Origin of the sequence: Planococcus sp. SSTMD024, assembly GCF_041320495.1 — a bacterium.
In the GTDB taxonomy this organism is placed as follows: domain Bacteria; phylum Bacillota; class Bacilli; order Bacillales_A; family Planococcaceae; genus Planococcus.
This window is the reverse complement of sequence record NZ_JBGGNS010000022.1, coordinates 644,287-659,104: the sequence shown is the minus strand read 5'-3', so window position 1 is coordinate 659,104 and position 14,818 is coordinate 644,287. Positions and strand designations below refer to the sequence as shown.

Here is a 14,818-nt window from a genome sequence, read left to right as displayed (position 1 = left end):
TATGCCATAATTTTCAGATATCAGGTAGGGATATCCCTTTTTTTGTCATGCATTAAAACAGGATGATGTTGAGCTTAAAATAAAAAAAGCACGCAGCGTTTTGCTGCATGCCCCCTATAAAGAACCTTGATCACGAGCTTGCTTCCCCTGTTTTTTTGTTGCCGGCAAACGATAGCCAAGTAACGAATACCAACATTAGAAAAGCACCACCGATTTGCAGCGGGGAAAGAAAATGGCCGAACCAGACAAGCGAGATGACCATCGCCGTCAATGGCTCCATCGCAGACAAAATACTCGTCTCCACCGGCGAGATGAATCGCATGCTGCTAAGGAACAGAACAAACGCCATCGTGCCGACCAGGATAATCGCAATGATCGCCAAAATGAGCGTCGGGTCTGCCAACAGCCCCCATTCATCCGACAGGAAAATTGGGTTGATGAGCCCGAGAAAGATCCCGCCGAACAGCATCGACCAGCCGACGACTAACAAGACGCCCCATTCCTGCATCAGCCGTGCAGGATACAGCGTGTAGAACGTGAACGCCAAGCCGACAAGAACTCCCCAGAACAGCGCTTCCCCGCTGATAACCAGGGAATCCAAGCGCCCATCCGTCAATAATAAAAACAAGCCGGCGAGTGTGCCGAGCATGCCGAGCACTTGATAGACAGGCGGCCATTTGCGAAGGCGCAGCGAAATGAAGACGATGACATAGACGGGTGCAAGAAACTGCATCAATGTGGCAAAGACGGCATTGCTTGTATCGATTGCCGCAACGAAACTATATTGGACGCCGAGCATGCCGGCCACTGAAAAGATCAATAAAGGACGCGTCCATATCTTTTGCCGGAAAATCGACGTCACTTTCACCTTCTTCATTTTCAAGAACAACAACAGCACGATGCCCGCGACAATGAGCCGGATGGTCAATAGAAATGGCACAGTGATCGGGTAGACATCGAGCGTCCATTCCATGAGCGGCCCGGTCGCTCCCCACAACATCGCTCCTATCAGTATCATGGACACTCCCTTTAGCCGTTCCATTCGCCAGCACTCCTTCCATATGAAAAAACCAACCCGTGACGAATTGGCCTATTCCAACTCTTTTTATCGTTTGAAGCCTTTGTAATCGGGACAAATTAGTCGTTTCCCTCTATTTTCAACCGAATCATGCCTATTCTCTCATGTGAGGGTGAAAAAGGATAGTATGATTTATGTGCTAAAATTCCCGAGTTATATTTTTGTAAAGTAGTGACGAAAGACCTTTTCTTCTTTATAATGAAAGTACAAAACGGTTAAGGAGCGTCAGTTAATGAGTGAAAAGCAGGATTTTTTGGCACAAACCCTAGCATATAACCATATTCCCTTCCCCATCATCATTTTTGATCATGAAGGACTCATCACTTGGTTCAACGGGCACGCCGAACGCATCTTTCAACTAAATACGGAAACCGCTAAAGGCCAACCCTTTTCCTATATGAATCCAGAACAAGCCGCACTCCATAAGCAGCCTTGGGAAATGCTATTGGAAAGCACAAACCCGGTACGGTTCGAAAACATGGAAATTGGCCTTGGAAGCGGCGGGCAAAGCTATTCCACGATCGTCACGAAAGCATTCACATCGCACGGCGAGCGTTTTCTTCTGACCATCTATGAAATCGATGATAGCGTAAGCGCCGGCTCGGCCGCAAGGGAACTAAGCCACCTTCGCCACGGGCTGGATGATTCGTTCATGATGACGTATTTCGACCAAGAGTTCCTGGTCACTTACGCAAACCCCCATTTCCTGAAGCTCAGCAAGTGGACACCAAAACGCGTACTCGGCAAACCTGTATGGCAGATGTTCCATGACAGCGAAGAAGACCTCGAGTTTGTCGATTCGATCCTGGAAAGCTTAAAAAATGGGCATGTATGGAACGGCGAAGCGAAAAAAGCAACAAAAGACGGCGATACTTATTGGGTCGACTTGACGGCGATTCCGATGCAATTATCGGCGGAAGATGCATATTACATTTTCCTTGAAAAAGACATCACCGAAACGAAGCATGCCCAAAAGCACCTCGAGGAAATCGCATTTATCGACCCGATTACAGGGCTTGAAAACCGCCACCGCCTTGAACAGGCTGTCGCGGAACATATCAAGGAAGGCCGCCATTTTTCTTTCCTGTTCCTCGACATCGACCGGTTCTACACCTTGCGTGACGTATCGGATACGGATACGGAAAATGAACTGCTCATCGAATTCACGAAACGCTTGCGCATGTATTTCTCGGATTCATTGATTACACGCGCAGGGCTTCATGAATTTGCGTTGATCACGCCCTTGCCAAACTGGTTCATCGAAGGGTTCCTGCCCTATTTGCAGCAGCACCCAATCTATATCGGCGGCACGGCAGTTCCCTTGACCGTCAGCGGGGCTATCACGAAATATCCGGAAGACCAGCAAAGCTTCGTCCACTTGATCAAAGCTTCCTATGCGACGATCAAGAAAGTCAAAGAACGCGGCGGCAGTGCCATTTCCACGTTGACGGCCGACGACCACGAACGCCTGAACCGGAAAGCGCTCATTGAAAAACGCCTTGTCCATGCACTGGACCGAAAAAACCTGCAATTGCTGTACCAGCCGCAAGTCAACCTTTCGACCGGCAATGTTGAAAGCGTGGAAGCGCTCGTCCGTTGGAATGATGATGAAATTGGCGTTGTAACGCCTGATGAACTCATTCCGATTGCGGAAGAAAATGGCATGATCCATGAAATCGGCAGTTTCGTATTGGAGACCGCCTGCATGCAGCTGAAAGAGTGGAAAGCAAAAGGCATTAATTTGCGCATCAGCATCAACTCCTCCATCCGCGAATTCCGTGATAAGGACATGGCGAGCATGCTGATCGAGCAAATAAAAGCGAATAATTGCGATCCCCATTCCCTCATGATCGAGATCACGGAGAAGTTTGCCCTTGAAGCGGAAGCGGAACGGCCGATCATGCAGCAAATGAACCGCCTGAACCAGCAAGGGGTGCAATTTGCACTCGATGATTTCGGGACAGGCTATGCATCTTTCCGTTATATGCTGCTATTGCCAATTTCTTCTTTGAAGATCGACCGGACCATCATCCAATCGATTACGAAGCAGGAAAAAATGCAGAAAATGATCAACGGCATGATCCAGTTCGGCAAATCGCTCGATTTCCAAGTGATCGCTGAAGGCGTCGAAACGAACGAGCAACTGGAATTGCTTCGGGTGATGGATTGCAATAGCATCCAAGGCTATATCATCAGCCGTCCGATGAACGCCCAGGAACTCGAAAAATGGATAAAATAATCTCTCTCCCCAGACTGTGGACAATCCGCGGTTTGGGGATTTTTTATGTGCTAGGACTGGAGATTTGGTAGAAAGATTTGAAATCATCGGAGATAGCATCACTCAGGTATTCGCTGCCCTGCTTTGGGTTGGCCTTTGGCCGCAAGCCAATGAATTGGCGATGCTTGAGCGTAGCGAAAGTTGAGCAAGGCTGCGTACACGATGTTTTTATTAAGCTTTCTATCGATGGCGTCGGCTCACCCGTGGCGCTGGACGGCTGAGAAACTTCAATGTGTCGAGCATGATTAGATAGATCTGCTTCTATAGTCAGTTGCCGGCTAGCTGGGGAATCGCTTCCCGGGGTTAACGTCGGATTGAGGCGTTCGTTCAAGGTTCTTCGTACATTATTTTTCACAAAAAAAGACCGCCCGCAAAGCTGGCAGCCCGTTGTTTTATGAATTATTCCTGGGTGAAGCCCATTTTTTTCTGAGTCCGTCGTGCCTGATACTTGAAATACAATTGCATGAGCACTTCTGCGAATACCAACCCCATGGCGATGGCGCCCGAAATCATCAACGCCTGCACAGCGAAGTCGACCGCTTCCATGTAATCGTTCTCCACGATATTGCGCATCGCATTGTATGCCCGGCTTCCGGGAACGAGCGGAATGATGCCGGCGACACTGAAAATGATCATCGGCATTTTAAAGATTTTTGCCAAGATGTGCGCAACGATTGCAACAATGAAAGCACCGATGAATGTCGCTTGGATCGGATCATCGAACATGAGGAAATAGCTCCGGTAGAAAAGCCAGCCGCTCATCCCGACAAGGCCGCAACTGATCAGTGTCTTCTTTGGGATATTGAAAATGATGCCGAATGCGCCGGCTGCCAAAAAACTTAGAAATGCCTCCAAAGGCCAGTTCATTCGATCTCCTCCTTAAAATGACAATACGATGGCGATGCCGGCCCCGATGGCGAATGCCGTCAGAAAAGCTTCTGCACCCATCGATAGCCCGGACACAAAATGACCGGCCATCATGTCGCGCACTGCGTTGGTGATCAGCAAACCGGGCACGAGCGGCATGACCGAACCGATGATGATCGTATCGGGATCGTTTCCGAAGCCGCTGTATACTACGAGCACCGCCAAAGTACCGATGGCGACCGCTCCAATGAATTCCGCGAAAAACTTGACCCTCGTTTTTACAAGCACCATTTCCACAATGTAAAAGCCGATTCCACCGATCAGGAACGCGAACGGAATGTCCGCCCAGCCCCCGCCCATCAAAATCAGGAAGCAGGCACTGGCAACCGCAGCTGCAAGGACTTGCAGCCATAAAGGGAACAGGTAATGGTTTTTTTCGATTTCCGTCATTTCTTCATACGCCTGCTGCAAAGTCAGCTGGCCTGCAACGAGACGCCTCGAGACGGCATTGACGCGTGCTACCCGTTCGAGGTCGGTACGCCGCCCATGGATGCGGACAAAGCGCGTCGGTAAATCATTGCTCGGGGAAAACATGATGCCCGCTGGAGTCACAAAGCAATGGGAGTCCATCATATTTTGCGAAACCGCCATCCGGATCATCGTATCTTCCACCCGGTAAGTCTCCGCGCCGCTCTCCATCATGACTTTTCCGGCCAAGAGAAAACAATCCAGCGCAAGTTCTCTTCTGACTTCCGATATTTCGGCCATCTGGTCTTCCCCCTTTTTCTTCTGTACCATCATACCGCAGGCAAGGCAAAATTAAAACGCTCCGGTTACCGGAGCGTTTCATCGGCATCTTTATGGTTTTAAAATGACTTTGGTGCATTCGTCTTCGTGGTCGTTGAATATCCGGTACGCTTCACTCGCTTGTTCGAGCGGCACGATGTGGGAGATGATCTCGCGCGGATCGAACTCGCCTTTTTCGATCTTGTCGAGGAGCATCGGCATCAGATGGATGACCGGCGCTTGCCCCATCTTCATCGTCACGTTGCGCTCGAACAGGTTGCCGAGCGGGAATTGGTTGTAAGTCAATCCGTAGACGCCCGTCAATTGGATGGTCCCGAATTTGCTGACGGCATCTTTCGCGATATCGATTGCACTTAGCGTCCCGCCTTGCAGCATCAATTTCTGCTGAACAGCTTCGGCAGTCGATTTTTTCCCGTCCATCCCTACACAATCAATGACGACACGCGCGCCGCCTTTAGTGATTTCATGGATCAGCGCCCCTGTATTGTCATGCTGGCTGAAGTCGACGATTTCCACATTATTCATTTTTCTCGCTTTTTCCATGCGGTATGGCAATTCATCTACCGCAATGACGCGTGCTGCCCCTTTCATCCAGGCAAACTTCTGGGTCATGAGCCCAATCGGCCCACAGCCGAGTACGACGACCGTGTCGCCTTCTTTTACGCCTGCGTTCTCGACGCTCCACCAAGCTGTCGGCAGTACATCTGACAAGAACAAGACCTGCTCGTCTTCGAGCTCCGAAGACTCCGGGATAACCAATGGCATGAAATTAGCATACGGTACGCGCAAATATTCAGCCTGCCCTCCTGAATAATCGCCATAACGCTCCGTCAAACCGAAATAGGCGCCCGTATCGAAATGGGGGTTGCCATTTGAGTTGTCGCATTGGCTTTCCATTTCATGTGAGCAATAAAAGCAATGGCCACAACTCACATTAAATGGGAGTACGATGCGGTCGCCTTTTTTCACTTTGGTGACATCCGGACCCGCTTCTTCTACGATGCCCATCGGTTCATGGCCGATGACGGTATTCTTGGTAGTGGGCAATGCCCCTTGATAAATGTGCAAATCTGTTCCGCAAATAGCGGTGGAAGTTATTTTTACGATGATGTCGTCACGTTTCTGGAGTTCCGGGTCTTTGACTTCTTTGACTTGCATGTCTTTCGTTCCTTGAAACGTTACTGCCTTCATATTTTTCCCTCCTATGTTACTGATGTCAGAATACTTTTGTTATTCCCTCTTTCTGTAAGTACAAACGTACATTTTAAATACTGCTCAGGCCGGAAACGACAAAGAGCGGATCTCTTTAAAAGAGATTCGCTCCTGTCCATCATGTTTATTGCAGCGGCAAAATGCCTAGTGGTTCAAAATCGGACAAGCGGTAGCTTCGGACTTCTGCATTCGCCACTGTATACATAGCGTCTTTTGCATAAGCCAGGCGCTGGACCGATGCATTCCAGTCTTCATAAGGCTGGCCTGAGGGACGGGTCAAATCGGCTGATAGCTCGATGCCTTCAGGCGTGATCGAGTAAATCAACGCCCCCTCTGCCTGAAATTCAATGTACTCAGTTCCGTCTCCAGTGTAAATCGATACCGGAAAGCCGAATAAGCTTTGTGCTTCATGACGGAACAAAGCCTTGTGGTCGTACTGCAAAGCGGAATAAGTGCCCGGGCCGCCAATGATTTCCGTATCGGTTTCTTTCGGGTCACTCATATCGCTGACATCAAATAATGAAATCTTCATCCCGCCGGTCACGATGCGCGGCTCACCGCCCCCCTTGACTGGTTCGATTTTTGTGTCGTAGCCGAAACCGATTAAATGCTTGTCATCAAGCGGATGCAAGTAATTGGAGAATCCTGGAATCTTTAATTCCCCCAATATTTCTGGCGCGGCAGGATCTGAGACATCGATCGCAAACAGCGGATCGGTCTCACGGAACGTCACCATATAGGCTTTGCTGCCGATAAAGCGGACCGAATAAATGCGTTCACTCGGCGCCAAGTTTTCCACCGAACCGACCTGCTCCAATTGTTCGTTTAAAATGAATAGATGGTTTTTCGGTTCGGAAGCCGGTGCCCAAGCGACGCCTTCTGTTGTCGCCAAACGGAAATGGCCTTCGAATTCATCCATCGAAAACTGGTTCAACAGGGAGCCTTGCACGCGAGCCGAAGCGATAAACTCCACCGCGACTCCGTCCAAGCCGAATTTGAAGATTTCCGTATCCGCTTGTTGCGGGACCCAAAGCGCCGTGTCTTCAAACTCCCCTTCAGCCGTCTCGAAAGCGGAAGCAGTCAAATAAAGATGCTGCTCGTTCATGTACAGCTGTTCATTGCCGCCCAAAAAGCCTTTTGTGGAAATTTCATTGGACTCAGGGGCTTCTAAGCTGATGGAGGCGATGACGCTGTAGCTCCCTTCCATCGTCCCGGGCAAGATGGTCAAGTCTTCGTAAGGCAAGGGTTCAAGCTCTCCGCCTTGTGCGGAATCGAATAGCCTTGGCCGCAGCTCAACATCCGGCTGCTCCTCCAATATCCAGTAATTCGGAAACACATTGCTGACATAATGCAAGATGCCGCCTGATAGCCTTGCATTATTGAATGTGCCTTCGTTGCCGAATTCGCGGATCAGCTCCGGATTGTCGGGCGAAGCTATATCATAAAGCGAGACGACGGTCATTCCTGAATAAGGCATGAAACTCCCCATTTCCGCTTCTCCTTCGGTTTCCATGAGCGAAAAGCGGCTTGAAATGACAATAAGCGTGTCGTCCGATAAAAATAATTCCTCTGGATACGTCTCTCCGTCAAACTCCAGTACTGTCGCAAGAGCCATATTTTCGGGATCCCTGACATCCGAGATCATAACGCGCGACTCGTTGACAGAATAAAGATAGTCACCATCCGTTTGCACAATATCCCCTTCATCGATGCCTTCGACTTGGTTATTGGTTGTCGAATGGTCTCCGCCTCCCATTCCGCCCGCTTCGCCCGAGGCGCTGTCTTCCGCTTCATCCACCCCTTCGCCGAAGCCGCGATAGAACGGGTTATCTTTTTGGAGCTTCAGCAAGCGGGCGAAATAAGTGCGCAGCTCTTCTTCCCCAGCCAGATTCTGGACTTCGTCTTGTATCGTGAACTCGAGCTGGTTTGTCGACAGGGTTTTCAAGAAGCTGCTCGATAAGGCGGATTTGGTAACATGAAGCGTGTAATCTCCGCTAGCGATGTCCGGAACTTCAAGCGTCCGGCCGCCATTCGCAAGGCGCATATCCAGATCAAGCTTTCGGCCATCTGCGTCCGTGAGATAAACGGCTCCTTTCTCAATCGCATTGGGATCCAGCGGCGCTGAAAAATTCGCCCGCCACCCTGATTCCGATAGGGCTGTGGACGAACCGCTGATGGCCACATTTTCCGTCAGCACCACAAACGCTGCGCCGGAAAACACCAAGAGAATCACCGCTATCCACCAAGCTCTGCTCCATTTCACGAAAACCACGACCTTTCCCATGCCATTTATCCATTAGACCCTTCCCCCCTCTAAAAAGTTACAAGATAGGTTCAGCCAGTCGCATGAATTTCGTTGAAGATTTCCTGGAAGCGTTCGAACGGCGCTTCTGTACTGCCGCCCCCTTGCGCAAGTGCAGCGGTACCGCCGCCTTTACCGTCTGTCTCAGCCAGCAAGCGCTTCAAGGTATCCCGCATGTCGGCAGAAGATTCATCGCCCCGGGCACATACCAATCGAATCCGGCTTTCTGTCTCTGCCGCAAGCAATACACAGGCAGACGGGTATTCTTCAGTTGCCAGTCGGGCCAGTTGCTGCAATTCCTTGACTGGCCGGTCGCCGAAATTCCGGACTAGGACGCCCTCTTCCGGGGACAGGGCTTTTGCTTCAACTAGCAGAAGTTGTTTTTTCAATTCCACAATTTCCTTGTCGGCTGCAATTTTTTCTGACAGCAAAACATCTGCAGCCTGCACCAGTTCTGCAAGCGGGGCATTCAGTTTTCCGATTAACGCATCGCCTGTGTCGCTCAACTTGCCGAAATATTCAAGGGCGCGCTCACCGCATAGAAAATAGAGCCGCGTGCCGCCTTTCGCTTTTTCCGTGCCGATAATTTTCAACAGCCCGATGCCCGCCGTATTGTCAGGATGTGTGCCGCCGCAGGCATTCAAATCGATGCCTTCCATTTCCACCAGGCGGATGTCGCCCATGACAGCGGGCGGCTTGCGGAGATCCAATGTCTCAAGTTGCTGTTCATTTACGAAACGCGTGCGGATCGGCAAATGCCGGCTAATGATCCGATTGGCTTCTAGTTCCACTTGCCGCAAAGTTTCTCGGCCAATGGATGCTTGATGCAAATCGATCGACACCCGCTCTTGCCCGAGATGGAAACTGGTAGTTCGGTAACCATGGCGATCTTCTAACAACGCGCTCAAAAGATGCTGCCCGGCATGCTGTTGCATATGATCCCACCTTCTGTGCCAATCGAGCACCGCTTCGTATTCGCCAGGCTCCAGCTTGCAGTCCAGGTAATGGCGCACTTCCCCGTCATGATTCTGCACATCTTGCACTGCGGCCGCTCCGATCATTCCGTGGTCTGCTGGCTGTCCGCCCCCTTCCGGATAAAAGCAGGTCTGGTCGAGAACTACATAGTACCCTCTTTCATCACTTGCCGATTCGGCCACTTGAACCATTATTTCCTTTATATAGGGATCGTCGTAATATAATTTTTTTGTCATATGAGCACTCCTTTTTACGGAATTCCCCGGATGCGTTTACTCGCCCTCCATTAGTGGAATGGTTGAGTAATGATAAAGAATGGAGGACTTACGCATGGCCGGATTCACGCATTCCGTATTATTGTATAATGCAGAGGCAGGTGCGTCCACGCTAGATGCGGTTATGGGCTTGGCCGTTCCGCAACTCGCCGCAGCGTCGAAGACACTGGAACTGATCAAGACCGATTCCCCGGAAGAACTGGAATCGGTCTGCCGTTCTGCCGCAGGGCGCGCCGACGCGTTATTTGTCGCAGGCGGCGACGGTACAGTCCATCTGGCTGCACATGCACTCAGCTCAATCGACAATCCGCCGCCACTCGGAATTTTGCCGAGCGGAACGTGCAACGATTTTGCGCGCACGATGAATATCCCCCTGTACCTGGACGAGGCAGCGAAAAGCTTGAGCCAAGGCAATCTGCAGCAAGTCGACACGGCCACCATCAACGAGGGAACGTTTTTGAACTTTGCAGGCATTGGCTTAATTACAGACGCTTCCTTCAATATCGATCCCGATCTGAAGGAACGCTATGGAAAGCTGAGCTATTTCATGAGTGCAATGCAGACGATGAGGCAAGCAGAACCATTTAATGTAGCGATATCGATTGACGGACAGGAATATGAAGAACAAGCCGTTTTGGTTTTGGCCATGAACGGCAAGTCCATCGGCACGCATCTGTTTCCGATGCAAAGCATCGACCCGGCCGATGGGCTATTGGATATCTTCATCATCCAAAGCTCCTCATTCGCCGCCATCCGGGAATGGTTTTCATTATCCAAACCAAACCTGACTGCAGAGGACCTCGAGCACATCATTCACCTGCAGGGCCGCGAAATCGACATTCGCACAGACGCCCCGATGGATATCGACACCGACGGCGAAATCTACATGAAGACGCCGGCCTCGATCCGTGTTCAACCGGGAAAGCTCAATTTGCTTGTGCCGAACGAAGAAGATATTTTCACGTAAAAAAACTGCCGGCTGCTAACCGGCAGGCGAAGGAGCGGGCGCTGTGCCCGCTCTTTTTTAGTTGTGCCGAAAAAAGCCGATTTTCTAGGCGCGGCAACCCGCTTTACTCGAATGGCCAGGCAGGCAGCATGCGATTCAATTCTTTGTCTTGCCGCTTGCCGAGTACATAATCTGCCTGCATGATCGTATGGATCTCCCGTGTGCCTTCATAAATGACCGGCGCTTTGGAATTGCGCAAGTAGCGGGCAACCGGATAATCATCGGAATAGCCGTAAGCGCCGTGGATTTGCACCGCGTCGTCCGCCGCTTTATTCGCAAAATTGCAAGCCTGCCATTTGGCGAGCGAAGTTTCGCGCGTATTGCGCTTGCCGCTATTCTTCAATTCGCCCGCCCGGTAGACGAGCAAACGGCTCATTTGATAGCCCGCTTCCATATTGGCGAGCATTTGCTGCACCAGCTGATGTTCGCCGATCGGTTTGCCGAAAGTCGTGCGCGTTTTGCAGTAATCCAGGCTCGCTTCCAGACAAGCCATCATCAAGCCACACGCCCCGGCAGCGACCGTGAAACGCCCATTATCGAGCGAAGCCATCGCAATCTTGAACCCTTCGCCTTCTTCCCCGAGCCGATTGCTTGCTGGAATGCGCACTTCTTCCATGAACAATTCACCCGTATTGCCGGCGCGTATGCCGTATTTCCCTTTGATTGCTTTGGAAGAAAAGCCTTCACGGTCACGTTCCACGATAAAAGCGCTGATCCCTTTATGCGATTGCTCTTTATCGACATAGGCAAAGACAAGGAAATGGTCGGCCTGATCGCATAGTGAAATCCACGTTTTCTGCCCATTCAGCACATAATCGTCCCCATCGCGTTTAGCGGTCGTCGAAAGCGCCGCCACGTCCGAGCCGGCTCCTGGCTCCGTCAAACCGAACGCGCCGATTTTCTCGCCTTTTGCCTGAGGGATTAAAAACTGTTGCTTTTGCTCTTCTGTGCCCCATTGCAGAAGCGATAGTGAATTCAGTCCGGTATGGACAGAGACAGCCGTGCGGAACGTGGTGTCGCCCCGCTCCAGCTCTTCGCAGACGATGGCCAGTGAATTATAATCCATGCCGCTGCCGCCGTAAGCTTCCGGAATGCACACGCCCATCAGCCCGAGATCGGCTAAGCGCTGCCAAATCTCTTTCGGGAAGCTTCCTTCTGTGTCCCAGTCTTTTACATAGGGGATGATTTCTTCATCGACAAACTTCCGGACGGTTTTGCGCAGCATTTCTTGTTCTTCGCTGTATTCAAAATCCATGCCGTTTTCCTCCTTGCTAGTTGTGATGCGCTGCCCGCTGCACTGTTTCTATAATGTTTACCCCTCGTTTTTTCATTTCCGCAATGTATTCCGCTCCCGGCACGATTTGTTCCGGCGGGTAGACGCCGCGCTTTTGGATGCGCCCATCGGCGATCATCTGCGCCACTACAGAAATGCTGTAGGCCGTGGCCTGCGCCATGGCCGTCACTCCCGTCGACTCATCGCGGATCGTCACCATTTCATATTGGTATGTGCACTCCTCCTGCTGTTTCATGCCAGAAACCGTGACACGCAAAAGCACGGCATCTTTCTCGTCCCCGAGTTCAGTGATCGGTTCCAGCACTTTCAGCAACACTTCACGGAGCGATACTTCATGTCCGCCGGCCGTCACTTTCCCGTCACGGCTCGTCAAGCCCAATTCGACGAGCAAACGGAACTTATCGGCATGCCCCCGGTAACGGATCGTTTTGTATTCCAGCGAATCCACATCCTGGAACGTCTTCGTCAAGGTCGAAGTGCCGCCTGATGTATGGAAAGCTTCCAATTCATTAAAGCCTTCGAACGTGATTGGCTCGATTTCCGATAGCGATTCGACTTCTTGTAATTCACCACTGCGGATGACGTGCGAAGGATCGGTGTAATGGTCGAAAACGCCTTCGAGCGAGAAAACATGTTTGTATTCAAGCGGCGGTTCCGGATGGAGCGGAATGCCCCCGACATAGATGCGAATCGATTCGACTTCGTCCAACTGGCTCGCCCCATAGCCCGTTAGAATATTGATCATTCCCGGCGCAACGCCGAGATCGGGAATAATGGTGACGCCTCGGCTGGACGCTTGCTCATGCATGGCGAGCACTTTATCCGTGGCGCCGCCGATATGCCCGCCGAGGTCGACGGAATGAACACCGCATTCGATCGCAATTTTCGCCACTTTTTCATTGAAGGTATAAAATAGCGCGTTGATCGCGACATCTGCCTGCGCGATGATTTGCTTTAGTTCATCGTCATGGCTTGCATCCATCTTCATGATGTCTAGCCGTGGATCGTTCATTTGCCGGCGGAACGCTTCCGCTTTTTCCGTCGTCCGGTCCGCCAGAATCACTTTCTCCACTTGTTCATTGCGAAGTAAATCGCGCGCCGCTTGTTTCCCCATCAATCCTGCTCCGAGTACCGCAAATTTCATCTTCGCCGCCCCCTTTATGCTTCGTTGTCAATCTGTGCACGCTGCAGTTTGCCGCTGAAATCCACATAGACACTCTTCCATTCGGTGAAGACGTCAAGCGCCGCGACGCCTGAATCGCGGTGGCCATTGCCGGTGCCTTTTGTGCCGCCAAACGGCAAATGGATTTCAGCCCCTGTTGTCCCGGCGTTGATGTAAACGATGCCGGTATCCAAATCGCGCTGCGCTTTGAATGCCCGGTTGACATCCGCTGTGAATATGGAGCTCGATAAACCGTAAATGACGCCGTTATTCACTTCAATCGCTTCTTCGAAACTAGCAACTTCAATCAAGGAAATGACCGGGCCGAAAATTTCCTCCTGGGCGATACGCATATCCGGAGTGACGCCCGCAAACAATGTCGGTGCGTAATAGTTGCCTTTATCGTAATGGCCACCCGTTAAAATTTCACCGCCCCTGACGAGTTCTGCGCCTTCTCCTTTGCCGATTTCAATATAGGAATGGATTTTCTCCAGCGCTTTCTTGTTGATGACCGGGCCGACTTTGACCGATTCGTCCATGCCGTCGCCGATTGTCAATTTGTCCATCTTTTCGAGCAAGCGCTGTTGCAGCTGCTCTTTCACACCCTTGTGGACAATGACGCGGCTGCAGGCCGTGCAGCGCTGGCCGGCGGTTCCGAACGCACTCCAAAGAATGCCATCCACTGCAAGGTCGAGATCCGCATCGTCCATGACGATGACTGCGTTTTTTCCGCCCATCTCAAGCGACACTTTCTTTAAATGGCGGCCGCCGAGTTCTGCCACTTTGCGTCCTGTATCGGTCGAGCCGGTAAACGAAATGACCCGGACATCGGGGTGTTCGATCATCGCCGTCCCGACTTCTGAGCCGGAACCGAATACAATATTTGCCACCCCATCCGGCAAGCCGGCCTCCTTGAAGATCGTTGCCATTTCATAAGCCATCATCGGCGTTTCCGTGGCCGGCTTCCAAATGAATGTATTTCCCGCCACGATAGCCGGGAATGATTTCCACGTAGCGATCGCTACCGGGAAGTTCCACGGCGTGATGAGCCCGACAACCCCGATTGGTGCACGGATACTCATCGCAAATTTATCCGCCAGTTCCGAAGGCGTCGTTTCGCCAAACAACCTTCTGCCCTCGCCCGCCATATAGAACGCCATGTCGATGCCTTCCTGGACTTCGCCGCGCCCTTCTTCGATCACTTTTCCCATTTCCTTCGTCAGCACCGACGCGAGGTGCTCTTTCCGCTCTTTCATCAAGCGCCCGATTTCATAAAGATAATCGGCACGTTTCGGTGCCGGGACAAGCGCCCATTTCCTCTGGGCTTCTTTCGCTGCTTTTACTGCTTTTCCTACATCTGCAGCAGTTGAACGCCGGACGGCTGCCAACTCTTCGCCTGTTGCCGGATTGACGACAGGCACAAAATCAGCGCCCGCCTCTTGTCCAAACTTCCCATTTACATAATTCGTCAGTTTCATCAAATTACCCCTTTCCGTAATAAATGTAAACGCTTTCACTATTTACTCTATTCCCTACAAAACAGAAAACTCCTACATGCTTTT

Annotated in this window: 11 protein-coding genes; 2 read left to right on the top strand and 9 right to left on the bottom strand. The window is 51.2% G+C overall.

Going from position 1 to position 14,818, the window contains the following annotated elements:
• Nucleotides 1-130: 130 nt before the first annotated feature.
• On the bottom strand, nt 131-1,042 hold the full coding sequence (locus tag AB9R92_RS12090; protein ID WP_370669686.1) for a DMT family transporter: 912 nt from the start codon (nt 1,040-1,042) through the stop codon (nt 131-133).
• Between the two features lie 268 nt (nt 1,043-1,310).
• Between AB9R92_RS12090 and AB9R92_RS12085 the strand changes: the two genes are divergently transcribed.
• Nucleotides 1,311-3,317, top strand: coding sequence for a sensor domain-containing protein (locus AB9R92_RS12085; protein WP_370669685.1), 2,007 nt, complete (start codon nt 1,311-1,313; stop codon nt 3,315-3,317).
• Between the two features lie 438 nt (nt 3,318-3,755).
• On the opposite strand, the gene AB9R92_RS12080 is transcribed toward AB9R92_RS12085, so the two are convergent.
• The 5 genes from AB9R92_RS12080 to AB9R92_RS12060 form a co-directional block, all read right to left on the bottom strand.
• Complete coding sequence (locus AB9R92_RS12080) at nt 3,756-4,223, bottom strand: threonine/serine exporter family protein (RefSeq protein ID WP_370669684.1); 468 nt, start codon at nt 4,221-4,223, stop codon at nt 3,756-3,758.
• A 12-nt stretch (nt 4,224-4,235) separates the two neighbouring features.
• On the bottom strand, nt 4,236-4,991 hold the full coding sequence (locus AB9R92_RS12075; protein WP_121298505.1) for a threonine/serine exporter family protein: 756 nt from the start codon (nt 4,989-4,991) through the stop codon (nt 4,236-4,238).
• A gap of 90 nt (nt 4,992-5,081) precedes the next feature.
• On the bottom strand, nt 5,082-6,221 hold the full coding sequence (locus AB9R92_RS12070) for a zinc-dependent alcohol dehydrogenase (protein WP_370669683.1): 1,140 nt from the start codon (nt 6,219-6,221) through the stop codon (nt 5,082-5,084).
• 145 nt (nt 6,222-6,366) lie between these two features.
• Nucleotides 6,367-8,505: a beta-propeller domain-containing protein gene (locus tag AB9R92_RS12065; RefSeq protein WP_370669682.1), complete on the bottom strand. Its 2,139-nt coding sequence runs from the start codon at nt 8,503-8,505 to the stop codon at nt 6,367-6,369.
• A gap of 71 nt (nt 8,506-8,576) precedes the next feature.
• Nucleotides 8,577-9,755 carry an alanyl-tRNA editing protein gene (locus AB9R92_RS12060; protein ID WP_370669681.1) on the bottom strand — a complete coding sequence of 393 codons (1,179 nt, stop codon included), beginning with the start codon at nt 9,753-9,755 and terminating at the stop codon, nt 8,577-8,579.
• A 94-nt stretch (nt 9,756-9,849) separates the two neighbouring features.
• On the opposite strand from AB9R92_RS12060, the gene AB9R92_RS12055 reads away from it, so the two are divergent.
• Nucleotides 9,850-10,761: a diacylglycerol/lipid kinase family protein gene (locus AB9R92_RS12055; RefSeq protein ID WP_370669680.1), complete on the top strand. Its 912-nt coding sequence runs from the start codon at nt 9,850-9,852 to the stop codon at nt 10,759-10,761.
• Nucleotides 10,762-10,864: 103 nt separating this feature from the next.
• Here AB9R92_RS12055 and AB9R92_RS12050 read toward each other — a convergent pair whose 3' ends face one another.
• Genes AB9R92_RS12050 through AB9R92_RS12040 form a run of 3 tightly spaced genes read right to left on the bottom strand, consistent with a single transcriptional unit; the run spans nt 10,865 to nt 14,734 of the window.
• Complete coding sequence (locus tag AB9R92_RS12050) at nt 10,865-12,055, bottom strand: acyl-CoA dehydrogenase family protein (RefSeq protein WP_370669679.1); 1,191 nt, start codon at nt 12,053-12,055, stop codon at nt 10,865-10,867.
• A gap of 16 nt (nt 12,056-12,071) precedes the next feature.
• Nucleotides 12,072-13,238, bottom strand: a complete 1,167-nt coding sequence (locus AB9R92_RS12045) for a saccharopine dehydrogenase family protein (protein WP_370669678.1) — start codon at nt 13,236-13,238, stop codon at nt 12,072-12,074.
• A gap of 14 nt (nt 13,239-13,252) precedes the next feature.
• The gene (locus AB9R92_RS12040) at nt 13,253-14,734 is read right to left on the bottom strand and encodes an aldehyde dehydrogenase family protein (RefSeq protein WP_370669677.1); all 1,482 of its coding nucleotides are present in this window, start codon (nt 14,732-14,734) and stop codon (nt 13,253-13,255) included.
• Nucleotides 14,735-14,818: the final 84 nt, after the last annotated feature.